This window comes from Allobosea sp. 01N443 (assembly GCF_056399325.1).
In genome coordinates this window covers 1-25,944 of record NZ_JBFTRC010000067.1, presented here as the reverse complement: position 1 = coordinate 25,944, position 25,944 = coordinate 1, and the positions used below count along the sequence as shown (strand labels likewise).

The following is a 25,944-nucleotide window of genomic DNA, read 5'->3' as shown; positions in this document are numbered from 1 at the left end:
AAGGATTGGATCTCGCCATCCTCGTCGAGCGTCGAGAGCCGCTTGTAGAGGGTCAGGCGCAGCGTCAGGTCGGTGACATAGTGCTCGGGGATCATCACCGGCGCGCCGATCTGGATACTTGGCGACCATTGGCTTTCGGCAACGATGTCGATGCCGGCCTTGAGCTGCGCCACCGCCTCCTCGAGCATCTGCTGGTAGAGTTCGTAGCCGACCTCCTTGATGTGCCCGGATTGCTCGTCGCCGAGCAGGTTGCCGGCGCCACGGATGTCGAGATCGTGGCTGGCGAGCTGGAACCCCGCACCCAACGTGTCGAGCGATTGCAGAACCTTCAGCCGGCGCTCGGCCTGCTCGGTCAGCTTGCGATTGGCCGGCATGGTGAAGAGCGCGTAGGCGCGGATCTTCGAGCGGCCGACGCGCCCGCGCAGCTGATAGAGCTGGGCGAGGCCGAACATGTCGGCGCGATGCACGATCAGGGTGTTAGCCGTCGGGATATCGAGCCCGGACTCGACGATCGTGGTCGAGAGCAGAACGTCGTACTGGCCCTCGTAGAAGGCCGTCATCACGTCCTCGAGCTGGCCCGCCGCCATCTGGCCATGGGCAATGCCGACCTTGGCCTCGGGTACCTGCTTGTCGAGGAAGTCCTTGACCTCGGCGATGTCCTCGATGCGCGGCACGACATAGAAGCTGCGGCCACCACGATAGCGCTCGCGCAGCAACGCCTCGCGCACGATCAGCGGATCGAACGGCGTGACGAAAGTCCGCACGGCCAACCGGTCGACCGGCGGAGTCGCAATGATCGAGAGCTCGCGCACACCCGTCATGGCGAGTTGGAGCGTACGCGGTATCGGCGTGGCCGACAGCGTCAGCATATGCACCTCGGCGCGGAACTCCTTCAGCCGCTCCTTGTGGTTGACGCCAAAATGCTGCTCCTCGTCGACGATGACGAGGCCGAGATCCTTGAACTCGACGCCCTTGCCGAGCAGGGCATGGGTACCGACGACGATGTCCATGGTGCCGTCGGCGATGCCCTGCTTGACCGCCTTGAGATCCTGAGCCGAGACGAAGCGCGAGGCCTGGCCGACCTTCACCGGCAACCCCGCAAAGCGCTCGGCGAAATTCCGGTAATGCTGGCGGGCGAGCAATGTCGTCGGCACCACGACCGCGACCTGCTTGCCGGCCAGCGCCGTCGTGAAGGCGGCACGCAGCGCCACCTCGGTCTTGCCGAAGCCGACATCGCCGCAGACCAGGCGGTCCATCGGCCGACCGGCCGCGAGATCGTCCAGTACCGCATCGATCGTGTTCTGCTGGTCTTCCGTTTCCTCGAACGGGAAGCGAGCCCGGAATTCATCATAGAGCCCGTCCGGCGGAACGAGGCGCGGCGCCTCCTTCAGCGCGCGGGCGGCAGCGATCTGGATCAGCTTGCCCGCCATCTCGCGGATGCGCTGCTTCAGCTTGGCCTTGCGCGCCTGCCAGCCACCGCCGCCAAGCCGGTCAAGAGGAACCTCGGTGTCCTCCGAGCCATAGCGCGAGAGCAGCTCGATATTCTCGACCGGCAGGAACAGCTTGGCATCGCCCGCATAGTGGATTTCGAGACAATCATGCGGCGCTCCGGCCGCCGTGATGCTCTGCAATCCAATGAAGCGGCCAATGCCGTGATCGACATGGACGACAAGGTCGCCGGGCGCGAGCGATGACAGCTCGGCGATGAAATCCTGCGGCCGGCGCGTCTTGCGGCGCGGGCGCACGAGGCGGTCGCCCAGGATGTCCTGCTCGCCGATGACCGCAAGCTTGCCGGCCTCGAAGCCGGTCTCGAAGCCCCAGACCGCGAGTGCCGTGATGCCGGGCTTCAGATCGAAGGCCGCGCGCAGGGACCCCGTGGTCTGTACGGTCTTGAGGCCATGATCGGCCAGCACATGGGCCAGGCGTTCGCGGGAGCCCTCCGACCATGCCGCAAGGATGACGCGCCGGCCATCGGCCTGCAGCGCTTTCACATGGGCGACCGCCGCATCGAAGACGCTGCCGGCATTGTCGGCGCGCTCGGCCGCAAAGCTTCGACCCTGGCGGGCGCCGAGATCGACGATCAGCTTGCCGTCGCTATCGGGCAGCTGGAACGGCGTCAGCGACGCGACGCCCGCATTGTCGATCACGCCGCGCCATTCGGCCGGGGACAGGTAGAGCGCATCGGGTGGCAACGGCTTGTAGGGCGTCCCTCCCGTGCCGCCCTGGTCGAGGGCGGCCTTGCGCGCATCGTAGTAGTCCTTGATCAGGCTGATGCGCTCGCCGACCGCATCCTCGGCCTGCGCGTCGAGAACCAGCGGCACATCCGGCAGATAGGTGAAGAGCGTGTCGAGCCGGTCGGCCAGCAAGGGCAGCCAATGCTCGAGCCCCGCAGGCCGCCGGCCTTCGCTGACCGCCTCGTAGAGCATGTCGTCACGGCCGGGCGTGCCGAAGCTCGTGATATAGGACTGGCGAAAGCGCTTGATGCTCTCGCTCGTCATCTGCGCCTCGGACATCGGCACGAGATCGAGTCCGCGCAACTGGCCCGTGGTGCGCTGCGTCTCGGGGTCGAAGGTCCGGATCGATTCCAACGCGTCGCCGAAGAAGTCGAGGCGGATCGGCGCAGGCATGCCGGGCGGAAAGAGATCGACGATGCCACCGCGCACCGCGAACTCGCCGGTCTCGCGCACCGTCGAGGTCCGCAGGTAGCCGTTCATGTCGAGCCAGCGTGCGAGTTGCTCTGTGTCGACCATGTTGCCTGGCGCAGCCGAAAAGCTCTCCGAGGCCACCTTGCTGAAGGCCGGCACGCGCTGCAGCGCGGCGTTGACCGTCGTCAGCAGCAGACGCGGCTTGTCGCCTGACTTGGTCTTGGCCAGTCGCGACAACGTCGTCATGCGATGGGCCACGATGGCAGGAGCCGGCGAGACGCGGTCATAGGGCTGGCAGTCCCAGGCCGGGAAGCTCATCACCTCCAGATCGGGCGCCACGAACTGGAGCGCATTTTCCAGAACCTGCAGCCGCTGCCCGTCACGCGCGACGAAGACGAGCATTGCCGCGCCTTCCACCTTCTTCGCCCGGGTCCGGACGAGATCGGCAAGGACGACGGCGTCGAACCCGTCCGGCACGCTGGCGAGCGTCGGCTTGTCGCCCCGCTTCAGCGCGTCGAGGATGCGGTCGATCTGCAGCTTGGCGAGCTGGGCGGGGGGCGGAATGCTCATATCGGATTGTCGCTGAGTGCTCAGACGTGAATCGGCTTGCTGTGGTTGTGGAACGCCTTCAGCCGTCGGAACACGGCCGTATCGTAGTTCACCGGCACCTCGGCCTCTCCTGTGATCCAGGACAGCAGGTCTCGGTCGAGAACCTCGATCAGTTGCTCGAACTCGTCGAGTTCGGCATCGCTCAACGTGCCGATCTCGGCGTCGGCGAAGCGGCCCATGATCAGGTCCGTCTCCCGCATGCCGCGATGCCAGGCACGGAACAGGATCTTGCGGCGGCGCGGATCGAGATCGGCACTGGTGCGGGAAGAGCCACTCATCGTAAGCCTCGCATGAAATGCAAATGGCGGAACGGGCCGGCCCCGTCGCGGAACCTGCCGATGCAGGCTATATAGCGATGGCGTCGGGGCGAGTCAGTGGCCGAACCGCCGCGTTTCCCGCAATTCCGGTTCCCACCCGAGGCAGATGCGTCCTTCCCTGCTTGATCCGCTCTTTGCTCCCGCGACGATATTGCCCGGCGTCGGCCCCAAGCTCGGCAAGCTTCTGGACAAGCTGCTCGGCGACGGGACGCAGCCAGCGCGGGTCGTCGACCTGCTCTTCCACCTTCCCACGGGCGCGATCGATCGTCGCCCCAGCGCCAGCATCGCCGACGCTCCGGTCGGCGATGTCGCGACCTTTTCGGCCCGTGTCACCGAGCATCGCCCGGCCCCGCCCGGCAAGGCCAAAGCTCCCTATCGCGTCATCGTCGAGGACGAGACCGGGGACGTGACCCTGGTCTTCTTCCATGCCGATGTCCGCCATCTCCAGCAGACGTTGCCGGTCGGCGAGTTCCGCATCATCTCGGGCAAGCTCGAGCTCTGGGACGGTATGCGCCAAATGGTCCACCCCGACCGCATCATGGATGCCCGGGCCTTCGCCAGCCTGCCGTCGATCGAGCCGGTCTACGGCCTGACCGAAGGCATCGGGCCCCGCGTCATGACACGCATCGTGGCAGCAGCGGCGGAAAAATGTCCGGAGCTCGCCGAATGGCAGGACCGCAGCTTTCTGCAGAAGGCCGGCTTCGCCTCCTTCGCCGAGGCCATCCGTGCCCTACACCACCCGCCGGACCTGCGCGCCGTCGAGGGTGACACGATCGCACGCAGGCGCGTTGCCTATGACGAATTGCTGGCGAGCCAGATCGCGCTTGCCCTGGTGCGCCGGCAGCAGAAGAAGGCAGCCGGGCGCGTCACCGCCGGTGACGGCCGCAGGCTCAAGGCGATCGAAGCAGCCCTGCCCTTTTCGCTCACCGATGGCCAGCGCCAGGCCGTGGCCGATATCCATTCGGACATGGAGAAGCCCGAGCGCATGCTGCGTCTGCTGCAGGGCGATGTCGGCTCGGGAAAGACCGTTGTCGCCCTGATGGCGATGGTCGCAGCCGCCGAAGCCGGCCGGCAATCGGTGTTGATGGCGCCAACCGAAATCCTGGCGCGCCAGCATGCCGAACGGCTGGCGCCGCTGGCAGAAACGGCCGGGCTCAAGCTCGCCCTGCTGACCGGCCGCGAGAAAGGCGCCGGCCGACGCCAGGTGCTCGAGCGGTTGGCGAGCGGCGAGATCGCCATCGTGGTCGGCACCCATGCGCTGTTCCAGGAAGGCGTCGTCTTCCACGATCTCGCGCTGGCGGTGGTCGACGAACAGCACCGTTTCGGCGTCCATCAGCGCCTGATGCTGGGCTCGAAGGGCGAGGCCGTCGACGTGCTGGTCATGACGGCAACGCCGATCCCGCGCACCTTGGCGCTGACCTGGTTCGGAGACATGGATGTCTCGGTGCTCGCCGAGAAGCCGGCCGGCCGCAAACCGATCTCGACACGCGCGATCTCGCTCGAACGCTATGACGAGGTCGTTGGCGCAGTCGGCCGCGCGGTGGAGGCCGGCGCGCAGGTCTATTGGGTCTGCCCGCTCGTTCAGGAATCGGACACGCTCGATGTCGCCGCCGCGCAGGAGCGCTTCGAGGAACTGGGGGGGCACTTCGGCGCCAGGGTCGGGCTGCTGCATGGCCAGATGCCCGGGCGCGACAAGGACGCTGCGATGGCGGCCTTCGTTGCCGGCGAGACGCGCATCCTGGTGTCGACCACCGTCATCGAGGTCGGGGTCGACGTGCCCAATGCCAGCGTCATGGTGATCGAGCATGCCGAGCGCTTTGGCTTGGCCCAGCTCCACCAGCTACGCGGGCGGATCGGGCGCGGCTCGGCCGCATCGACCTGCCTCCTGCTCTATAAGGGGCCGTTGGGTCCGGTCGCGGAGGCGCGATTGACCATCATGCGCGAGACCGAGGACGGCTTTCGGATTGCCGAGGAAGATCTGCGCCTGCGTGGCGAAGGCGAGGTGCTCGGCACGCGCCAGTCCGGATCCCCCGACTGGCGCGTTGCCCGCCCCGAAATCGATGGCGATCTGCTGACCGCCGCTCGCGATGATGCGCGGCTCCTGATCGAGCGCGACCCGCACCTCGCCGGCGAACGCGGCGAAGCCGTCAGGACGCTGCTCTATTTGTTCGAGAGGGACGTCGCGATCAAGCTCTTGCGCGCCGGCTAGATCGTCGGACCGGATATCGTATCCAGTCAGACGATCTAGCCATCTGTGATTGCATCGGCTTTCCCGAAAACCGCAATCCACTTTTCGGGCCGATGCTTTAGCGCTGGAGATCCTGCGGGAGATCAATCCCGATCAAGCGGCCGTAGCGCGGGATCGGCATCGTCCGGGTGTGCCTTCGTGAGAACCACAATGGACCCAATCAGCAAAGCCGTGTGGTGCGTCGAGAGCCGCTTCGCCTCCGGGATCTCGCTCGACCAGATCGCCTCGGTCAGCGGCGTCTCGCGCTTCCATCTCTGCCGCGCCTTCGGCAACGCGACCGGCCGCTCGGTGATGCGTTATGTGCGCGAACGCCGGCTGACCGAAGCCGCCCGGAGACTGGCGAATGGCGCGCCGGACATCCTCTCCGTCGCGCTGGACTGGGGGTACGGCTCTCACGAGGCCTTCACCCGCGCCTTTCGCGAGCAATTCGGCCTCACGCCCGAAGAACTGCGCGAGCGGCGCGACCTCTCGGCGCTCAAGCTCGTGGAGCCCATCGTCATGGACGCAAGCCCAACCGTTATCCTGGAAGAACCCCGCTCACTGACCGGCAAGAGCATGCTCGTTGCCGGGTTCGGCAGCCGCTACACCTATGAGACCACTGCCGGCATTCCCTCGCTCTGGCAGAAGCTCACCCCGCATTTCGGCCATGTCCCGGGCCAGATCGGGGGCATCGGCTACGGGGTCTGCTACAACGCCGACGACGAKGGCAGCTTCGACTATCTCGCTGGCGTCGAGGTGAAATCCTTTTCCGACCTGCCACCCGAATTCGACCGCATCCGCATTCCCGAGCAGAACTATGTCGTGTTCCTGCATCACGGCCATATCTCGGGCATCAAGGGCACATTCGACGCAATCTGGCGCGACTGGCTGCCGAAGAAGGGCTGGAAAGCCTCGGAAGGGCCGAGCTTCGAGCGCTATGACGAGCGCTTCGATCCGCAAAGCGGTACCGGAACCGTCGAAATCTGGGTTCCGTTGAAGGCCTGACGACCTCCCGGACCAAAAAGGACGGCAAGTCCGCAGATCAGTTCTGGGACTTGCCGTTGCCTGGTGGCGCCTTCGAGCCATTCTCCCCCGGCTGGATCAGCCCGGCGGACATGATGAGCTTGGCGCCGTCCTCCACCGAGATTGAAAGCTCCACCACCTCGCGACGCGGCAGGTAGAAGAAGAAACCCGTGGTCGGGTTCGGCGTGCAGGGCAGGAAGACGCCGATCTGTTCGCTGCCATCCGGCAGCCGTGAGCTGATCTCGGGCGCCGCCTCCTGAGAGATGAAAACGATGGACCACATGCCCGGCTGCGGGAACTGCACCATGCCGACCTTGCGGAACGATGTGCCCGATTGCGAGAAGATCGTCTCGAAAACCTGCTTCACGCCCTTGTAGAGGCCGCGGATCACCGGCATCCGGTGCAGGATCGCCTCCCCGGCATCGAGCAGGGTACGCCCGACGAGGTTGGCCGTCAGGAAACCGAGCAGCGTCAGGCCGATCAATCCGATCACCAGCCCGAAGCCGGGGATCGGATAAGGCAGATAGGTCTCGGGCAGATAATTGTTGGGGATCAGCGGCTTCACCACCCCGTCGATCAGGTTGATGAACCACCAGGTCACCGAAGCGGTGATCGCCAGCGGCCCCGCGATCACGAGCCCGGTCAGGAAATAGCGGCGTAGCCGCGTGCCCGCAGTCGGCCGCAGCAAATCCGGCTGAAGCATGTGGCTGGGATCAGGAGGGCCGTCTGACGTCATGGCGGTCCGGGAATCCGATCTCCACAGGGCGTGCTTGCCTCGGCGGCGCTGCATCGCGATATGAGCAGGATAGCCGAGCCGGTGCTGCTGACCAGCCCCGTCTCACGTGCCGACGCGAATGCGGATGGATTTCGTGACCGAAACACCCCGGCAACTCCGCCGCTGGTACAGGCCGCTGATGTTCGCCGCTGGTTGGGTGTTCACCGGAATCGGGGTTATCGGCCTCGTGCTGCCGCTGATGCCGGGAACAGTCTTCCTGATTCTCGCGGCCTGGTGCTTTTCGCGGTCTTCGCCTCGCTTCGAGGCCTGGCTGCTTGGCCATCCCAGGCTGGGTCCGCACGTCCGTCGCTGGCGCGCAACCGGCGCAATCGACCGTCGGGCGAAATGGATCGCCTGCGGCTCCATGCTGTTCAGCTTCGGACTGGTGGCGCTGAGCGACGCTCCGCCCGTCGCGCTCTGGGCCAGYGGCGTCAGCCTGCTCGCCGCCGGAAGCTATGTCGCGAGCCGGCCGGAGCCGACCCGCCAGGATTGATCACTCGACCGAGGATTGATCACTCGACAGTGACGGATTTTGCCAGGTTGCGCGGCTGGTCGACGTCCTTGCCCATGAAGACGGCCGTTTGATAGGCGATCATCTGGATCGGGACTGCATAGACGATCGGTGCGAATAGCGGGTCCATATCCGGCATCACGATCGTCACCTCGGGCTCGATGCCGCATTCGGCAGCGCCCTTGGCGTCGGTGATCAGGATGATCCGGCCGCCACGTGCCGCGACCTCCTGCATGTTGGAGGCGGTCTTCTCGAACAGCGTATCATGCGGTGCGATGACGATGACCGGCATGTCCTCGTCGATCAGTGCGATAGGACCATGCTTCAGCTCACCTGCCGGATAACCTTCGGCGTGTATATAGCTGATTTCCTTGAGCTTCAGAGCGCCTTCGAGCGCCATCGGGAAGCTCGTGCCCCGGCCGAGATAGAGCACGTCGCGCGCCTTCGACAGCTTTCGGGCGAGCTTCTCGATCTCGGGTTCCAGCGTCAATGCCTGCGCCATCAATCCCGGCAGCGCTATCAGCTCGCGGACATATCGGGCCTCTTCCGCCTCCGAAAGCGTGCCGCGGGCGCGAGCCGCCGCAAGGGCCAAGCTCGCGAGCGCGGTTAACTGGCAGGTAAAGGCCTTGGTCGAAGCTACGCCGATCTCCGGCCCGGCCAGGGTCGGCGCCACGACATCGCTCTCTCGCGCGATTGTCGAGGTCGGCACGTTCACGACGGCAAGGACGTGCTGCCCTTCCTGACGGGCGTAGCGCAGGCAGGCAAGCGTATCGGCGGTTTCACCCGATTGCGAAACGAAGAGCGCGAGACCGTCCTTGGGCAGCGGCGCCTCGCGATAGCGGAACTCGGAGGCGACATCGATCTCGACGGGCAACCGCGCCAGCTTCTCGAACCAGTACTTCGCCGTCAGTCCCGCATAATAGGCGGTTCCGCAGGCCGAGATGGACAGCCGCGACAGCGCCTTCCAGTCAAAGGGGGCATCGAAGGGCAGGCGCACGGTTCCCGCAGCCATGTCCAGATACTTCGTCAGCGTATGGCCGACGACCTCCGGCTGCTCGTGGATCTCCTTGGCCATGAAATGATGGTAGTTGCCCTTCTCGACCAGGAAGGTGCCGGCGGCGACCCGCTGCGCGCGACGCTCCACCTGCGCGCCCGTGATGTCGTAGAAGGTCGCGCCTTTGCGATGGAGCACGACCCAATCGCCTTCTTCCAGATAGGCGATGAGATTGGTGAAAGGGGCCAACGCCAACGCGTCAGAGCCGAGATACATCTCGCCATCGCCGACGCCGACCGCGAGCGGCGAGCCCTTGCGAGCGCCGATCAACAGGTCTTCCTCGCCCTGGAACAGGAATGCGAGGGCAAAGGCACCGCGCAGGCGTGGCAGGCTGGCTGCAACCGCCGCAACCGGATTCTTGCCCCGCTCCATCTCGCTGGTGACGAGATGGGCGACGATCTCGGTATCGGTCTCGGTCTCGAAGACGCGGCCCGCAGCTTCGAGCTCGGCGCGCAGCTCGCGGAAGTTCTCGATGATGCCGTTATGCACGACCGCGAGCTTCTCGGTCGCATGCGGGTGAGCATTGGTCTCGTTTGGCTTGCCATGCGTCGCCCAGCGCGTATGGCCGATGCCGATCATCCCATCGAGCGGCTCGTTCGACAGGCGGATCTCGAGGTTCCTGAGCTTGCCCTCGGCACGGCGGCGCGTGAGCAGACCCTTCTCCAGCGTCGCGACGCCGGCGGAATCATAACCCCGATACTCGAGCCGCCGCAGCGCCTCGACCACCTGAATGGCTACGGCTTCCTTGCCCAGGATCCCCACAATGCCACACATGCCCGACCTCTTTGAGTGTTGCCGTTGCCGGCCCGTGTAGCTGCGAACGCCAAAAACACCCAATCACGTTGAATGTCAGACTGTGAACAGGCGTTTCGGMGTCGATTCAATCCGTATTCTTGGCCGCGCTCAGCTTCCTGACCTTTGCCCTATCTCGGAACACCTTCGCCCAACCGTCCCGCCCGACTTGCCTGCCGCGAGCGATCGCCAGCCCGTCAGGCGGAACATCGGAGGTGATGACCGAACCGGAGCCGACATAAGCCCCATCGCCGATCGTCACCGGGGCAACCAGCGACGAGTTCGAACCGACAAAGGCGCCGGCACCGATCGTCGTCTTGTATTTGAAGAATCCGTCATAATTACAGGTGATCGTACCGGCACCGATATTGGCCTCGGCGCCGACGCTCGCATCCCCGATATAGGTGAGATGGCTGACCTTGGCTCCTTCCCCGATATCCGCCGCCTTGATCTCCACGAAGTTCCCGACCTTGGCCTTGCGCGCCAGCTTCGCGCCGGGGCGCAGCCGGCCATAAGGCCCGACACTCGCCTGCGGGCCAACCTCGGCGCCCTCCAGATGCGAGAAGGCATGAATCACCGCGCCATCGGCAACGCTGACGCCGGGGCCAAAAACGACATTGGGTTCGATCAGGACATCGCTGCCGATTGTCGTGTCGTAGCTGAAGAACACGGTCTCGGGCGCAATCAGCGTCGCACCCTCCTTCATTACCGCCAGCCGCTTGCGGCGCTGGRACTCTGCTTCCGCAGCAGCGAGTTGGGCGCGGTCATTGACGCCCTGCACTTCGCTTTCGGGGGCGCTCAGCGCGACCACCTTCAAGTCTTTGGCGCGAGCGAGCGCCGGGGCGTCGGTCAAATAGAATTCGTTCTGGGCGTTCGAGCTGCCGATTGAATCGAGAATGGCAAGTGCGTGCCGACCGTCCAAGGCCATCAGCCCGGCATTGCAGAACCGGATCGTCCGCTCGGCCGCGCTCGCATCCTTGTGCTCGACGATCGCTTCCAGCACGCCGTCGCGCATCACAAACCGCCCGTAGCCAGTCGGGTCGGCAGCCTCGAATCCCAGCGCCACAACCGGCGCACCATCGGCGAGCCCAGCCCGCAGCGACAGGAAGGTCTCGGGCCGAACCAGCGGCGTATCCGCGAAGGCGACGAGGATATCGTCATAGCCCTCGGCCAGCGCCGCACGCGCCGCCAGCACCGCATGCGCCGTGCCGCGGCGCTCGGCCTGGACGAAGACGCGTGCCGACGGCAGGAGCGCCTCGACCTCGGCTGCGACGTCCGGCCGATCCGGCCCGATCACCACCGCGACCGCATCTGCCCCCGCCGCAGCAACTGCCGCGAGCGCATGACCGAGCAGCGAGCGGCCGGCCATCTCATGCAGCACCTTCGGGCGCTGCGATTTCATCCTTGTGCCCTCGCCCGCGGCGAGAATAACTGCAAGGCAGGTACGTCCGGGCTGTATTTCGGTCATGATTGTCGGCTTCCCTGCGGATCTAGCCTTTCGCTCCCGTGACCCTGACGGTGTCGCGTGGGCGATTTGGTGCATGGTGGCATTGCGGTCGCCGTGGATAGCCGATCCTGATGGCATTTGCCAAAACCTCCGGAGAGATCTTCGGCCGGCGTATTCGAGGGGCGAGACGCAATGGCAATACCTTTCCGCCGGCAACGCAAACGCGTTGCCCAAGTCGCTGGCCGCACGCAATTTTTAAGCGGCGACCGCTTTTCAGCCAGCCGGGAAATGATCTAGAAGCGCTGGGGTGCGACTGCGCCGCCCGCGTATGTTGGAAATAATGTCGAAATCCTTGAATCGCCGATGGTTTCTGGAGGGTGCGGCGTACAGCCTCGCCGCCGCGCCGCTTATGGGCACGAGCCCTGCATTTTCTCAGGCCAGCTGGGCCGCAACTGTACAGTCGGTGATCGCGGAAGGTCAGCGTTTCGATGCCGCACTGGTTGTCGAGGCCGCCCGCATGCTGTCGCGGCGCCCGATGGTTCCGGTGACGACCAATGATCTGCCCGAAGGCTACGCCACCCTGCCCTTCGACCAGTTCTCCGGGATTCGTGCGCAACCCGGCGGCCTGATCTGGGCTGGAGAGAACCGCGGCTTCACGGTCGAGCCGCTGCATCGCGGCTACGTCTTTTCTGCTCCCGTCAGCCTGTTCACGGTCGAAGACGATGTCGTGCGCCGCGTTGCGTTCGATCGCGGCAAGTTCGACTATGGCAAGGTTGCTCCCCCCCCAGCGGGCGTCGATCTGCAGTTCTCCGGCTTCCGGGTCTCCGCCGGGCTCGAGCGGCCTTACGAGGTTGCGATCTTCCAGGGCGCGACCTTCTTCCGCGCCGTGGCGCGCGGCCAGAACTTCGGTGCGCTGGCGCGCGCGCTGATCCTGCGTCCCGGCGAGACGCGGGGCGAGGAGATTCCCTTCTTCCGCGCCTTCTGGATCGAGCGCCCCAATCCGGCATCGGGCATGCTCGTGATTCACGCCCTGCTCGATTCCGAGAGCCTGTCAGGTGCGGTCCGGATGACTCTGCGCCCCGGCGACRTCACATTCATCGATGTCGAGATGACCCTGTTCGCGCGGCAGGTGCTGGACCATGTCGGCTTCGGCTGCACCACGGGAACCTTCATGTCGGGGCCTCAGAGCCGCCGGACCTTCGACGACGTCCGCCCGGCCGTGCACGAGGTCTCCGGCGTCCAGATGCTCACCGGCGCCGGCGAATGGATCTACCGCCCGGTCAGCAACCCGACCAATCTGCAGGTCTCTTCTTTCGTCGACACCAATCCGCGCGGCTTCGGTCTCGTCCAGCGGGAGCGCGATCCGGCAGCGTTCCAGGATGACGACCAGCGCTTCGAGCTTCGCCCCAGTGTCTGGATGGAGCCGCTTGGAGAATGGGGAGCCGGTTCAGTCCAGCTGATCGAGATCCCAAGCGATTCCGACATCAACAGCAACATCATTTCCTACTGGCGGCCGCGCCAGCCAATCGCCGCGGGCAGCGAAACCACGATCGCCTATCGCCAGGCCTGGTGCTGGCAGCCACCTGAGCGACCACCGCTCGCCCTGGCCACGCGCATGCGTCAAGGCCGCGGCACGCAGGGTCGACGTCGACGGTTCATGGTCGAGTTCACAGGTGACAAGCTGGCGGACCCCGCTGTGGTTGCGGCGACGCGCGCCAATATCACGGCGACGACCGGGGCGATCCATGGTTTGCGTCTTTGGCCTTATCCGGAACGCAAGCTGATGCGGGTCCGCTTCGAGGTCGACCCTGGCAATGAGAATCTCTCCGAACTGCGCCTTGTGCTCGAAGCCGGCGGCCAGCCCGTATCGGAAACGTGGTTGAATCGATGGACGTGGTGACCGAGATGCCGCCGCGCGCGGTCGAAACCGCTCCCCGTCCGGGCTTGCCCCGTCCGGAGGCAGCGACCCCGCCTGAGAACCGGCTGGTGATGCCGGTCCAGTCCTTCCGCAGCTGGAAGGCCTCGGAACGCCGCAAGCCCGCCGCACCATTGGCCTGGACGACGCCGTGGCTGAAGCGCCTCTTCGTCTTCGGCGGCGGTCTCGCGCTCACCGCCTATGGCGCCTGGGAAATGTACCATGTCGTGTCGGTCAGCCGCACGACCTTCCTGCAGTATGTCTTGCTGCTGCTGTTCACGGTCAATTTCTCGTGGATCGCACTCGCCTTCACCAGCGCGCTGATGGGGTTCTTCGGCCTGCTGCTTAGGACCGGCCGGACCGATCGGGCGGAATCCCTGCAGCATCGCACCGTCGTGGTGATGCCGATCTACAATGAGTCGACGGCGCGAACCTTCGCGGCGCTGGCCGCGATCCGGGAATCGGTAGAGGCCACGGGCCTCGGGGCGCATTTCGACTATTTCATCGTCTCGGACACGACCAATCCCGATGTCTGGATCGCCGAGGAGCGCGCCTTTCTCGCTCTGCGTGAACGGCTCGGCCCCGGCGCGCGCGTCTACTATCGGCACCGCCCGAAGAACCATCACCGCAAGGCCGGCAACATCGCCGATTTCGTCACCCGTTGGGGCGGTGACTACGAGCACATGGTCGTGCTCGACGCCGACAGCCTGATGACCGGCACCTGCATCGTGCGCCTCGCTGCCGCGATGGAGGCCGATCCCGACGCAGGAATCATCCAGTCGCTGCCGCTGATCATCAATCGCAACACCTTCTTCGCGCGGCTGCAGCAATTCGCGGCACGGGTCTACGGACCGGTGATCGCGACCGGCCTCGCCATGTGGTCGGGCCGCGACGGCAATTACTGGGGCCATAACGCGATCATTCGCACCAAGGCCTTCGCCGATCATTGCGGATTGCCCGATCTGAAGGGCAAGCCGCCCTTCGGCGGACATGTCTTGAGCCATGACTTCGTCGAGGCCGCGCTGATGCGCCGCGCCGGCTGGTCGGTCTATATGCTTCCCGACCTGACCGGCTCCTATGAGGAGAGCCCGCCCTCGCTGATCGACATCTCGGTGCGCGACCGCCGCTGGGCGCAGGGCAATCTCCAGCACTCGCGCATCATCGGCGCGAAGGGTTTCGTCTGGTCGACGCGCCAGCATTTCGCCACCGGCATCATGGGCTATCTCGCCTCGCCGTTCTGGTTGATGCAGCTCGTGGTCGGCATCCTGATCGTGCTGCAGGTCAATTACGCGCGCCCTGAATACTTCACCCAGGAGTTCACGCTCTTCCCGGTCTGGCCGCGCTTCGACCCCGAGCGCGCCTTGAACCTGTTCGCCCTCACCATGGCGATCCTGCTCGCACCAAAGCTCTTTGGGCTGCTGCTGACCCTGTTCGACGGCAAGCTGCGGCGCGCCTGCGGCGGTACCATCCGGCTGATTCTCTCGTCGCTGCTCGAGATCCTGTTCTCCGCCTTCTTCGCGCCGATCATGATGCTGATCCAATCGGGTTCGGTCTTCCAGATCCTGCTCGGACGCGACACGGGTTGGAACCCGCAGCGCCGCGACGACGGCTCGATTCCGTTGAAGGACATCATCCGGCGCCACCGAATGCACACCGCACTCGGCGCCATCGCCGGTATCTCGGCCTTCATGATCGCGACCTCGCTCTTCGCCTGGATGTCGCCGACGATCGTGGGTCTCGTGCTGGCCATTCCGCTGTCCTGGGCATCGGGCCAGCTCGCGCTCGGGCTCTGGCTGAAGCGACACAAGCTCCTGGTGACGCCGGAGGAAGGCGACCCGCCGGCGATCGCGCTGCGTGCCAATGCGCTGCAGGAGGAATTCGCCAAGGCGGGCTTCGACGAAGCCGACGGCCTCAAGGCGCTGCATGCCGATCCGCGCCTGCGTGCCGAGCACGACATGATGCTCCCCGAGGGGCATCCGCGCCGCCGCGGTGAAGTCGAGCCCGAGCGCGCCGTCGCACAGGCAAAGCTGGTCGACGCGGAAACGATCGACGAGGCGGCGATCTGGCTGAAGCCGAGGGAACGTATGGTCGTGCTTCACGACCGCGCTCTGGTTGGCTTGCTGTCCTCGTTGCAGCCGTCGAAGGACTAAACGGGGAAGCTCGTCAGTTTCGGAGCGACGGCGGGGGATGGGAAACAGATCGCCGGGCGTCGTCTGCCCTGCATAGCACGCTGCATTCGAGCCAGCATCCCGGCCGGGCGGCTTCGGCGGCTCGGAGCTGGGGCCCATGCGGGAAGAGAGCCTTCACTGGCCCAGTCAGGGTTCCCTGGGCTTTCCGGTCGCCGGAAGATCCGCGGTTCCGCATCATCCCAGCCGAAATCACCAGCCTCGTGCCAACGCGCATTCGCCGTCTGGCGCTTAAGTCCTCGGGCTGCTCACTGCCTGGTGAGGACATCCTGGATCGCCCGAGCGGCGACGGCGTGGCCATTCTCGTTCCAGTGAGCATCCGCCGCGAACTCGAATCGCCGCTGGTTGCGAGCCCAGTCCTCGGCGAAGACGGGGTGCAGGTCGAGGAAGGCGATCCCCGCCCGTGACGCGGCCTCGGCGGCGATACGGTTGAGCTTCAGCGCCGGGCTGTCGGGGCGGCCGGCGTAGATCGCGCTGCGATCGCCATCCATGGCCACCAGCAACTGGGCGCCGATACTGCGGGCCTGCGCCGCAAGGCGGACCATCATGTAATCCGTCGCGGCGCGGATATCGGCCTCGCGACTCAGCACCGACGCGACATCGATATTGGCCGCAAAGCGCGTATCTTCGGCCTGGGCCGGCCCGAGGAACGCATCCAGCAGAGCCTGCGGGCGCACCTGCCAGCGATAGAGGAAATAGCGCGCCGTCGCGGTCTGCCTGAGCCACTCCACGGCGCGGGGACGCCAGGGCTCAGGCGCGATCTCGCCTAGAACCTTGCCGCCCTCGACACGCAGCTTCAGGAAGCTCGACGTATACCGGCCCGGCGTGAAGACGAAGCTCTCGTCGAAGTCGTTATGGACCAGCAGCACGACGATCTGGTCCGGCCTCGCCGCCAGCACCTCACGGTCGATCATCTGGATATATTGGCTGAAGGGTGCCCCGGCGATGGCGTAGCGGTAGACCTCGACGGGGCCCGCGCTGGCAAGGCCACCCTGAATCACGTCGGCGACGCTGCGCCCGACCGGAACCTGCAGGGCCTCGACGAAGCTGTCGCCGACAAAGGCGACCCGTCGACGCCCGGGAATGCGCTCGGCCGGATAATCCGGCAAGGGCGAATTCCACCCCTTGGCGTTGATCGAGAATGGCGCCGCGATCTCGTCGCGCACGCGCCAGACGCCGGTCTGGTTCGGAGCATAGCGCACGAGTTCATTGGCGAAGTCGTTGCGCGGCACGTCGCTGCCCGGCAGCACGAAGCGAAACAGAACAAGCTCGCAAAACGCGAGAAACACCAGCAGGCTGGCCAGCGACACGCCAAGATTGATCAGGCCGTTGCGCAGGCGGGAGCGAGGTTTCTCCACCGTCATGCTCCCGCTCATTGCTCTAGTCGATATCCTCGACTTCGACCTCGGTGCCATAGACGCGCTGCGCGAGCGACGCCTCCATGAACGGGTCAAGATCACCATCGAGCACGTCCGACGGCGCCGTCGAGCTCACTCCGGTGCGCAGGTCCTTCACCAGCTGATAGGGCTGCAGCACATAGGAGCGGATCTGGTGGCCCCAGCCGATATCGGTCTTGGAGGCCGCCTCGGCATTCGCCTTTTCCTCGCGCTTCTTCAGCTCGACCTCGTAGAGGCGGGCGCGCAGCATGTCCCACGCCTTGGCGCGGTTCTTGTGCTGTGAACGCTCCTGCTGGCAGGTGACCGCGATCCCCGTCGGGATATGCGTGATGCGCACCGCCGAATCGGTCGTGTTGATGTGCTGCCCGCCGGCGCCCTGGGCGCGGTAGGTGTCGATCCGGCAATCCGATTCCTTGACGTCGATGACGATCCGGTCGTCGACGACGGGGTAGACCCAGACGGATGCGAAGCTGGTCTGCCGGCGGGCGTTCGAATCGAATGGCGAGATGCGCACGAGCCGGTGCACGCCCGATTCGGTTTTCAGCCAGCCATAGGCATTGTGGCCCTTGAACTGCAGCGTCGCCGACTTGATGCCGGCCTGATCGCCATCCTGATAGTCGAGCATCTCGACCTTGAACTTCCGCCGCTCGCCCCAGCGCCGGTACATGCGCAGCAGCATCTCGGCCCAGTCCTGGCTTTCGGTACCGCCGGCCCCGGGATGGATTTCGACATAGGTGTCGAGCATGTCGGCCTCGCCGGAGAGCAGTGTCTCGACCTGCCGGCGTGCCGCTTCCTGCTCGACAGCCTTGATCGCGACCTCGCCTTCCGTGATGGAGGCGGGATCACTCTCCATCTCGCCCAGCTCGATCAGCGTCAGGGCATCGTCGAGATCGCGCTCGAGCTTCAGGATGCCGTTGATCTGGTCTTCGAGCGAGGTCCGCTCGCGCATGAGCTTTTGCGCCTGCTCGGCATCATCCCAGAAGGTGGGGCCTTCGGAAAGCGCGTTCAGCTCCGCGAGGCGTCGTTGTGCGACATCCCAGTCAAAGATGCCTCCTCAGCAGTCCAATCGACTGCTTGGCGTTATCAAGTTGGGTCTGAACTTCAGGACGCATGATGCCGGCAGAGCTTTCCTTGATGGGATTCGATCCGGCATGCCGGACGGAGCTGTTCAGATAGGGGCGAAAGGCGCGGGTGTAAACGGCACAGAATGTTTTCCAGCCTGCGCGAGGCCATCAGAGAGGTGCAGTCATCTCCACGAGCTTCGCCACCGTGTTCATGTTGCGCGCCGTGCCGGGGTCGCAGGYCGGAATGCGCAAGCGTGAATCCGCCATCCCGTCGCCATAGAAGATATAGACTTCGCGTTGGGCGAGATGCATCAGCTCACCCCGGATACCGCGGGCATGGTCCAGGGTGTCAGCGGGAAGCGGCTCGTCGACGAAGATCGCCACCGTGCGGTTACCCGGCTTGTCCGAAAAGGGATTGCGCGCCAGCACCCCGGACATCTCGGCTGCAGATCTGACCAGCACACCGACTGGCTTTCCCGCATGGGTCCGGAGTTTGTCCTCGAGCACCGACTTGATCTGCGCTTCGTCCGCATCGCTCGTGAACACCACATTGCCGCTGGCGATATAGGTGCGCACCTGGCTAAGGCCAGCTTCCTCGCACATCGCCTTCAAAGTGGTCATCGGGAGTTTTCCCGTTCCCCCGACATTAACCGCGCGCAACAGGGCTATATAGGCCGTCATGGCGTCTCGCCGCATGCAGAGTTCGGCCCAATGCCGGCGCCCTCGCCGGCCGGGATACAGAACGCCGGCGCGAGGCACGGGGCCGATCTGGCCTTCGCTCCCACGCCGGCGATAACGGATCTAGTACAGGCCGCCGGTGCCGGACCCGACGCTGCGCCCGCCGCCGGGAGAGACGTTGAACGGCGCGCCGCCACCCTCACCCGCAGCACCGATGACCGAGTAGCTGTCGGGCGGAGCGGTACCCGGCTTGAAGGCTTCGAGAATGCCGCCTTCGCCACCGGCACGCATGCCGCTGCGCGGATCGACGCGGATCAACTTGATGCCGGCCGGCACGCGGAACGGCGTCGCCGGCTTGTCCTTCAGCGCAGCCATCATGAAGTCGCGGAAGATCGGAGCGGCATATTGGCCGGCCGTCGCCGAGTTGCCCAGCGACTTCGGCTTGTCGAAGCCCATATAGACGCCGACCGCGAGATCCGGCGAGAAGCCGACGAACCAGACGTCCTTGGCCTCGTTGGTCGTGCCGGTCTTGCCCGCGAGTGGCTTGCCGACCGACTTGACCACCTGCGCCGTGCCGTTCTGCACCACGCCTTCGAGCAGTGAAACCATCTGGTAGGCCGTCAGCGGATCGAGCACCTGGTCGCGATTGTCGATCAGGCGCGGCTCCTTCTGGCTCGCCCATTTGTCAGCATTGCAGCCTTCGCAGACGCGCTGATCGTGACGATAGATCGTGCCACCAAAGCGATCCTGGATGCGGTCGATCAAGGTCGGGCGAATGCGCTTGCCGCCGTTGACCAGCATCGAATAAGCCGCCGTCATGCGCATCACGGTGGTTTCACCGGCGCCGAGCGACATCGAGAGCACCGGCAGCATGTCGTCATAGATGCCGAAGCGACGGGCATATTCCGCGATCAGCGGCATGCCGACATCCTTGGCAAGGCGGACCGTCATCAGGTTCTTGGAGAACTGGATGCCGTAGCGCAGGGTGCGTGGCCCGGTCGACTTGCCATCATAGTTCTCAGGCCGCCAGACACCGAGGCCGCCGCCCTGATCGACCTCGATCGGCGCGTCGAGCACGATGCTCGACGGCGTATAGCCGTTGTCGAGCGCAGTGGCGTAGACGAACGGCTTGAAGGACGAGCCCGGCTGGCGCAGCGCCTGCGTCGCGCGGTTGAACTCCGACTGGTCATGCGAGAAGCCGCCGACCATGGCCAGCAYGCGGCCGGAATACGGATCCATCACGGTGATGGCACCGTTGACCTCGGGCATCTGGCGCAGGCGGACCTGGCCGGGCCTGCTGTCAATCGGCTCGACATAGACGACATCGCCGACCGAGACGGCCTGGGCGACGCGGGCGCGTCGGGTCCAGCGGATGCCGTCACCCGTCAGCGTCACGGTATCGCGCTCGGTCCGGAGATGACCGGAATTCTCGCGTCCCGGATGCAGGCCGAGTCGCGCGCTGTCGCCACTGACATCGAGCACGACGGCAAGGCGCCAGGGCGCCACGTCGCCGAGCACCGGCAAGTCGCCGAGCGCAATGCCCCAGTCGCGCGCGCTGATGTCGAGCTTCTGGATGGCACCGCGCCAGCCGCGCGCCTCGTCGAAGCGCACGAGCCCGTCGACCAGCGACTTGCGGGCAAGCAGCTGCATCTTGGGATCGACGGTGGCGCGCACGGAAAGGCCGCCCTCAAGCAACTTCTTCTCGCCATAGCGATCCTGCAGCTCGCGACGAATCTCTTCCGCAAAATAGCCGGCCGCGATGTTGTTGGGTGAAACCGTACGCGGGTTGACGCCGAGCGGCTGCTTCTTGGCGGCCTCGGCCTCCTCGCGCTTGACCACGCCGTTCTCCGCCATGCGATCGAGCACGTAGTTGCGACGCTCGATCGCCCGTTCGCGATTGCGGAAGGGGTGAAGGTCGGTCGGAGCCTTGGGCAGAGCCGCGAGATAGGCGACCTCCTGCAAGTTCAGCTCGTGCACCGACTTGCCGAAATAATTCAGTGCGGCAGCGGCAACGCCGTAGCTGCCCTGCCCTGGCGCCGGAGCTCCGAGGTAGATCTCGTTCAGGTAGAGCTCGAGGATCTTGTCCTTGGAATAGGTCCCCTCGATGCGCAGCGCGATCAGCGCCTCGCGAATCTTGCGCTCCAGCGACTGCTCCGAGCCGACGAGGAAGTTCTTCGCAACCTGCTGGGTAATGGTCGAGGCGCCCTGCGGCCGGCGACCGGAGGCGCGGTTGCGAAAATTCGTGATCGCAGCGCGGACAAGCCCTTCAGGGTCGACACCCATATGCTTGTAGAAATTCTTGTCCTCAGCCGAGAGATAGGCGTCTACGACCAGTTTGGGAATCGCCTGGATCGGCAGATAGAGGCGGCGCTCGCGGGCGAATTCGGCGATCAGGCTGCCGTCACCGGCATGCACGCGACTCATCACCGGCGGCTCATAGTTCCGCAGCTGCGCCGAGTCGGGCAGATCCTTCGAATAATGCCAGATGAACCCGCCGGCCACGACCGCGCCGATGACGAATACGATCGTGCCCGCAGCGAATAGCCACCCGAAGAGTCGCAGAATAAACCGCATCTAAGGCCCATGCCCCTGATTGCTGTGCAGTGACCGGTCTCGCCGGGTTCGCCGCAACAGAGCCGATCTCGTGCAAGAAACGGCTGCCACCGTCTCGCTCCCAGCTCTCGTCCTCGTCGCTTCCAAATCAGGTCTATAACACGGCTGAGATGGCGGAACCGTGGCCTAACGACCACAATCTTCGCCAACCGCATCAACAGGTCTCAACGTTGGTTCGCGGCAGCTTTTCCAGCCGAAAGCGTACTGGTGAAATAGCCATCGATCGCGTTGTGGACCGCCCCGACTGCCTGCGCTCGCCAGGATGGCGAATTCAGCAACTCCGCATCCTTGGGGCTCGACATATAGCCGAGCTCGATCAGCACGGAGGGAACATCCGGCGCGGTCAGGACACGAAATCCTGCGGAACGCAAGGGTACCTTGTGCAGCTTGACCGAACCGCCGAGCTTCTCGACCAGATTTCGCGCGAAGACCGAAGAGAATGTCCGGGTTTCCCGCTTGGCGAGATCCATCAGGATGCCCGCGACGTCCTGCACATCCTCGGCCGCGTCGAGGCCCGCGACGGCATCAGCCTGGTTTTCCTTGGCGGCGAGCCGGGCCGATTCGGCGTCGGTGGCGCGCTCCGAGCCGGTATAGATCGTTGCGCCGCGCACATCCTGCGCCTGCGTCAGCGAATCGGCATGGATCGAGATGAAGAGATCGGCGCCGGCGGCGCGGGCGATCTTCACGCGCTGCCCCAATGGTACGAAGGTATCGTCATCGCGCGTCATCATCACCCGATAGCGGCCGCCGGCTTCGAGTTGCTCCTTCAGAGCCAGCCCGAAGGCGAGGACGACCGATTTCTCGGCGATCGAGGCAACCACGGCACCGGGATCGATCCCACCATGTCCGGGGTCGATCACCACGAGTTGGCGTGTCTCGCCGTGCGGCTTGGGCACTTGAGACGCCGGCCCCTCCTGCGACTGCGGAGCCGGGCGCACCGAAGCTGCCTGGAACTCGGCCCGGCTTGCGCGCTTCAACTCCACGACCAACTCGCCGAATCCGCCGCGCACCTTGCGGACCTCGGCCTTCGCGACCACGGCTGGCTGAGCGAGATCCAGAATGATGCGGGAACGATCGGCCGTGAACATCCCGAAACGGAAGGCGCTGACGAAGCCGGCATTCTTGCGCGCCGTATTCGGCTGAACCTGGAAATTGACCGATGGCAGGTCGATCACCGCCCGATCGGGCGCGGCCATCACCGAGGCGCTGATCTCGACGGGACGCGAGAGCGCCATGGTGAGCCTGACGACCTCACCGGCCTGCTCGATCCTGGCATCGGTCGCGACTGGAAACTCGTTTGCAGGCCTGGGCGCAGGATTGGCGTTTACCGGCGCGCATGGCGCTAGAATCAACCAGGACCCGAGCATCAGACGGACCACGCCTGAAACCGTCAGCCGGTTCAGGCCAGCGCTGTGGGAATGGAACGTCAGGCGAATGGATCCCATTGGCGTCACCAAGGCTTAACCATAGCGACGCAGAAGCTTAACAGCCGGTTACCACGCAATTGTGATGGCGAGAACCGCCCCGGCGCCACCGCCATGATGTTGCCCAAGCGATGTGACTTGCAAATCACTGTCACCTGTCTGTAATGGGGGTGGTTGCATTGCAAAGCCACCCGTAGCGCGCATCCGGATTCGAGGATCCGTTGGCGTCCGGGACACGGCGAAGCGACAGGCCCTTACAGGACTTGTCGCGGCAGGGCAGCCGCCAACGGATCGTCCGCGGACGGCCTGCGTCAGGCATGAGGTTCGACGCATGGCAGTCTTTCGCGAGCGTGCAAACGCGGTGCAATCGTCTTCGACGCACGCACTGCAGGTTAGGTCAGATGTCGGGGCATACGACGCCGCTTAGCTCATCGGTGCATCGTCCATACCTTCGGGACTGCGGCGGGCTTTTTGCCCGGGCAGGCTTCCCGATCCGCCATCGCGTCCTGATCCCTCACTCCCTCCTGCAACATGCCGGTTCATGCCGGCTCATGCGCGGCGCCCCTGCCCGCGGCAGCGGATATCCTTCCGCAGCCCGGCGGGTCCTGTCGGCGGCTGCGCCAATGGAAATCTCTTATGGCCAACAAGATGCTTATCGACGCAACACACCCGGAAGAGACCCGGGTCGTGGTGGTGCGCGGCTCGCGCGTCGAGGAATTTGATTTCGAATCTGCCAGCCGCAAGCCGCTGCGGGGCAATATCTATCTGGCGAAGGTGACGCGGGTCGAACCTTCGCTCCAGGCCGCATTCGTCGAATATGGCGGCAACCGTCACGGGTTCCTCGCCTTCTCCGAAATCCATCCGGACTACTACCAGATTCCGGTGGCCGACCGGCAGGCCCTGCTCGCCGAGGAGGCACGCGCCGACCGCGAGGAAGAGCGCGACGAGGAACGCCGCGAGAAGCGCGGCCGCCGCGACCGCGGCCGGCGTGACCGCGACGGACGCGCCAAGAAGGCGAGCAACGACGAGACCGTCAGCGCCGATGTCGTCGAGACCGACGGCAAGGAAGCCGCCATGGTCAACGAAGGCGCGCCCGCCTTCGGCGAGTATTTTGCACCGGAGGTCGCAGAATCGAGTGACGAGACCGTCGTCGAGAACGCTGCGCCCCTGACCTTCGAGACCGTGATCGAAGCCTCTGCAGAAGTCGGCGAGGCGTCCGCTGACAACGAGGAAGGGCGCCGTCCGTCCGAGAATGACGAGGACGAGAACGGCGAAGACAGCGACGACCACGGCCACGACGAGCCGCAGGAAGAGCCGGAGCAGCTCGGCGGCGGCGACGCCCTGGACGATATGCCGGAGCGCCCGCGCCACTCGCGCCGCCAGTACAAGATCCAGGAGGTGATCAAGCGCCGCCAGATCATCCTGGTCCAGGTCGTCAAGGAAGAACGCGGCAACAAGGGCGCGGCGCTCACCACCTATCTCTCGCTCGCCGGCCGCTATTCGGTGCTGATGCCGAACACCGGCAAGGGCGGCGGCATCTCGCGCAAGATCACCAATGCCGAGGACCGCAAGCGCCTCAAGGAAATCGCCCAGGAACTGGAGGTGCCGGAAGGGATGGGCATCATCCTGCGCACGGCCGGCGCCTCGCGCACCAAGGTCGAGATCAAGCGCGACTACGAGTATCTGATGCGGATGTGGGAGAGCGTGCGCGAACTCACGCTCGGCTCCGTCGCGCCGGCGCTCGTCTATGAGGAAGGAAACCTCGTCAAGCGCTCGATCCGCGACCTCTACAACAAGGACATCGACGAGGTTCATGTCGCCGGCGAGGAGGCCTACCGCGAGGCCAAGGACTTCATGCGCATGCTCATGCCGAGCCATGCCAAGAGCGTGAAGGCCTATCGCGACCAGACCCCGCTCTTCGCCTCGTTCGGCGTCGAGAGCCAGCTCGACGCGATGTTCTCGAACACCGTCACGCTGAAGTCCGGCGGCTATATCGTCATCAACCAGACCGAAGCCCTGGTCGCGATCGACATCAACTCGGGCCGCTCGACCCGCGAACATAATATCGAGGACACGGCTCTCAAGACCAATCTGGAAGCGGCGGAGGAAATCTCCCGCCAGCTCCGGCTGCGCGATCTTGCCGGTCTCATCGTGATCGATTTCATCGACATGGAGGAGAACCGCAACAACCGCGCCGTCGAGAAGAAGCTCAAGGACTGCCTCAAGAACGACCGTGCGCGCATCCAGGTCGGCCGGATTTCGGCCTTCGGCCTGCTGGAGATGTCGCGTCAGCGCATCCGCACCGGCGTCCTCGAGAGCTCCTCGGTCCCCTGCCCGCACTGCGCGGGTGCCGGCATGATCCGCTCGACCTCCTCGGTGGCGCTGCAGATCCTGCGCGCGCTGGAGGAGACCCTGATCAAGAGCGCCTCGCACAATCTTTCGGTCCGGACGCGGCCGGAAGTGGCGCTCTATGTCCTCAACCAGAAGCGCGCGCATCTCACCGATCTCGAGACACGCTTCGCCGTCGCGATCACGGTCTCGGCCGACGCGACCCTGCTCGGCACCCGCTATTTCGAGGTCGAGCGCGGCGAGTTCGTCGGCAATGAAGGCCGCGTCGTTCCGAGCCCGTTCAAGGCCGAGGCGATCGCGCATGTCGATGACGATGCGCTCGATGCAGCAGCCGAGGCGGAGGCTGCCGGAGGAAGCGAAGACGAGCAGGAAGACGCTACCCAGGCAGACGCCGTTGCGGAACGCGGGGATGGCGAAGCCCGTGGGGACGGCGGACGCAAGCGCCGCCGCCGTCGGCGGCGCCGGCGTGGTGGCGAGCGCGATGCGAACGGCCAGCAGATCGAGGGCGGCAGCGACGCCGAAGGCGATGAAGGCGACGAGGATGGCGACGAGCACGCCGACAGCCCCGCTGTCGCGGAAGCCGCCCCGGCTCCCGTAGCCGAGCCGGCCGAAGCGCCTGTCGCCGAGGCTGCAGCCGAAGCCGTCGAAGAAGCCAAGCCGCGCCGCGCCCGCCGCAGCACGCGCAAGACCAAGGCCGAAACCGAGCAAGAGGCAGCCCCCGAAGCGGCGAAGGCAGCCGAGGGGGTGACGGAGACCGTCGCCGCCGAGGCCGCACCGGCCGAGAAGCCGAAGCGTAGTCGGGCACGCAAGAAGGTCGTGCCGATCACCGAGGACGGCGTCGCCGCCGAGGCTCCCGCCCCCGCAGTCGAAGCTCCGGCTGCTCCGATCGAGACGCCGATCACCTCCGAAGCTGAGCCC

Annotated in this window: 16 protein-coding genes; 6 read left to right on the top strand and 10 right to left on the bottom strand. The window is 65.3% G+C overall.

The window, feature by feature from the left end:
• The coding region (gene mfd / locus AC1DRP_RS17630; RefSeq protein ID WP_476769120.1) for a transcription-repair coupling factor at positions 1–3,215 on the bottom strand (3,215 nt) is incomplete at its 3' end.
• 20 nt (positions 3,216–3,235) lie between these two features.
• Entirely contained in the window at positions 3,236–3,532 is a 297-nt protein-coding gene (locus AC1DRP_RS17625; RefSeq protein ID WP_441490006.1) for an FAD assembly factor SdhE, read from the bottom strand.
• Positions 3,533–3,677: 145 nt separating this feature from the next.
• Between AC1DRP_RS17625 and recG the strand changes: the two genes are divergently transcribed.
• Both recG and AC1DRP_RS17615 read left to right on the top strand, forming a co-directional pair.
• Positions 3,678–5,780, top strand: a complete 2,103-nt coding sequence (gene recG, locus AC1DRP_RS17620; RefSeq protein WP_476769119.1) for an ATP-dependent DNA helicase RecG — start codon at positions 3,678–3,680, stop codon at positions 5,778–5,780.
• A 189-nt stretch (positions 5,781–5,969) separates the two neighbouring features.
• Complete coding sequence (locus AC1DRP_RS17615) at positions 5,970–6,803, top strand: AraC family transcriptional regulator (protein WP_476769118.1); 834 nt, start codon at positions 5,970–5,972, stop codon at positions 6,801–6,803.
• 37 nt (positions 6,804–6,840) lie between these two features.
• Here AC1DRP_RS17615 and AC1DRP_RS17610 read toward each other — a convergent pair whose 3' ends face one another.
• On the bottom strand, positions 6,841–7,524 hold the full coding sequence (locus tag AC1DRP_RS17610; RefSeq protein ID WP_441490003.1) for a DUF502 domain-containing protein: 684 nt from the start codon (positions 7,522–7,524) through the stop codon (positions 6,841–6,843).
• Between the two features lie 166 nt (positions 7,525–7,690).
• On the opposite strand from AC1DRP_RS17610, the gene AC1DRP_RS17605 reads away from it, so the two are divergent.
• Positions 7,691–8,089, top strand: coding sequence for a YbaN family protein (locus tag AC1DRP_RS17605; RefSeq protein ID WP_476769117.1), 399 nt, complete (start codon positions 7,691–7,693; stop codon positions 8,087–8,089).
• A gap of 19 nt (positions 8,090–8,108) precedes the next feature.
• Here AC1DRP_RS17605 and glmS read toward each other — a convergent pair whose 3' ends face one another.
• Both glmS and glmU read right to left on the bottom strand, forming a co-directional pair.
• Positions 8,109–9,935: a glutamine--fructose-6-phosphate transaminase (isomerizing) gene (gene glmS, locus AC1DRP_RS17600; protein WP_476769116.1), complete on the bottom strand. Its 1,827-nt coding sequence runs from the start codon at positions 9,933–9,935 to the stop codon at positions 8,109–8,111.
• Between the two features lie 106 nt (positions 9,936–10,041).
• A complete protein-coding gene (gene glmU, locus AC1DRP_RS17595) occupies positions 10,042–11,421 on the bottom strand; it encodes a bifunctional UDP-N-acetylglucosamine diphosphorylase/glucosamine-1-phosphate N-acetyltransferase GlmU (RefSeq protein ID WP_476769115.1) in 1,380 nt (459 codons plus the stop codon).
• Between the two features lie 442 nt (positions 11,422–11,863).
• On the opposite strand from glmU, the gene AC1DRP_RS17590 reads away from it, so the two are divergent.
• Both AC1DRP_RS17590 and mdoH read left to right on the top strand, forming a co-directional pair.
• A complete protein-coding gene (locus AC1DRP_RS17590; RefSeq protein WP_476769114.1) occupies positions 11,864–13,300 on the top strand; it encodes an OpgD/OpgG family glucan biosynthesis protein in 1,437 nt (478 codons plus the stop codon).
• A 5-nt stretch (positions 13,301–13,305) separates the two neighbouring features.
• Positions 13,306–15,465 (top strand): glucans biosynthesis glucosyltransferase MdoH, encoded by a 2,160-nt coding sequence (gene mdoH / locus AC1DRP_RS17585; RefSeq protein WP_476769121.1) that lies wholly within the window; start codon positions 13,306–13,308, stop codon positions 15,463–15,465.
• A 284-nt stretch (positions 15,466–15,749) separates the two neighbouring features.
• Here mdoH and AC1DRP_RS17580 read toward each other — a convergent pair whose 3' ends face one another.
• From AC1DRP_RS17580 to AC1DRP_RS17560, 5 genes are all read right to left on the bottom strand, one after another.
• On the bottom strand, positions 15,750–16,865 hold the full coding sequence (locus AC1DRP_RS17580; RefSeq protein ID WP_441505391.1) for an SGNH/GDSL hydrolase family protein: 1,116 nt from the start codon (positions 16,863–16,865) through the stop codon (positions 15,750–15,752).
• 16 nt (positions 16,866–16,881) lie between these two features.
• A protein-coding gene (prfB, locus tag AC1DRP_RS17575) for a peptide chain release factor 2 (RefSeq protein WP_476769113.1) occupies positions 16,882–18,010 on the bottom strand; the annotation gives its coding sequence in 2 pieces (ribosomal slippage) (positions 16,882–17,940 and positions 17,942–18,010; 1,128 coding nt in all).
• A gap of 120 nt (positions 18,011–18,130) precedes the next feature.
• Positions 18,131–18,658, bottom strand: coding sequence for a DUF1697 domain-containing protein (locus tag AC1DRP_RS17570; protein ID WP_476769112.1), 528 nt, complete (start codon positions 18,656–18,658; stop codon positions 18,131–18,133).
• 105 nt (positions 18,659–18,763) lie between these two features.
• Complete coding sequence (locus AC1DRP_RS17565) at positions 18,764–21,214, bottom strand: penicillin-binding protein 1A (protein ID WP_476769111.1); 2,451 nt, start codon at positions 21,212–21,214, stop codon at positions 18,764–18,766.
• Positions 21,215–21,417: 203 nt separating this feature from the next.
• On the bottom strand, positions 21,418–22,698 hold the full coding sequence (locus AC1DRP_RS17560) for an N-acetylmuramoyl-L-alanine amidase (protein WP_476769110.1): 1,281 nt from the start codon (positions 22,696–22,698) through the stop codon (positions 21,418–21,420).
• A 615-nt stretch (positions 22,699–23,313) separates the two neighbouring features.
• On the opposite strand from AC1DRP_RS17560, the gene AC1DRP_RS17555 reads away from it, so the two are divergent.
• Positions 23,314–25,944, top strand: a 2,631-nt coding sequence (locus tag AC1DRP_RS17555) for an Rne/Rng family ribonuclease (RefSeq protein ID WP_476769109.1), incomplete at its 3' end; no start/stop codon positions are given.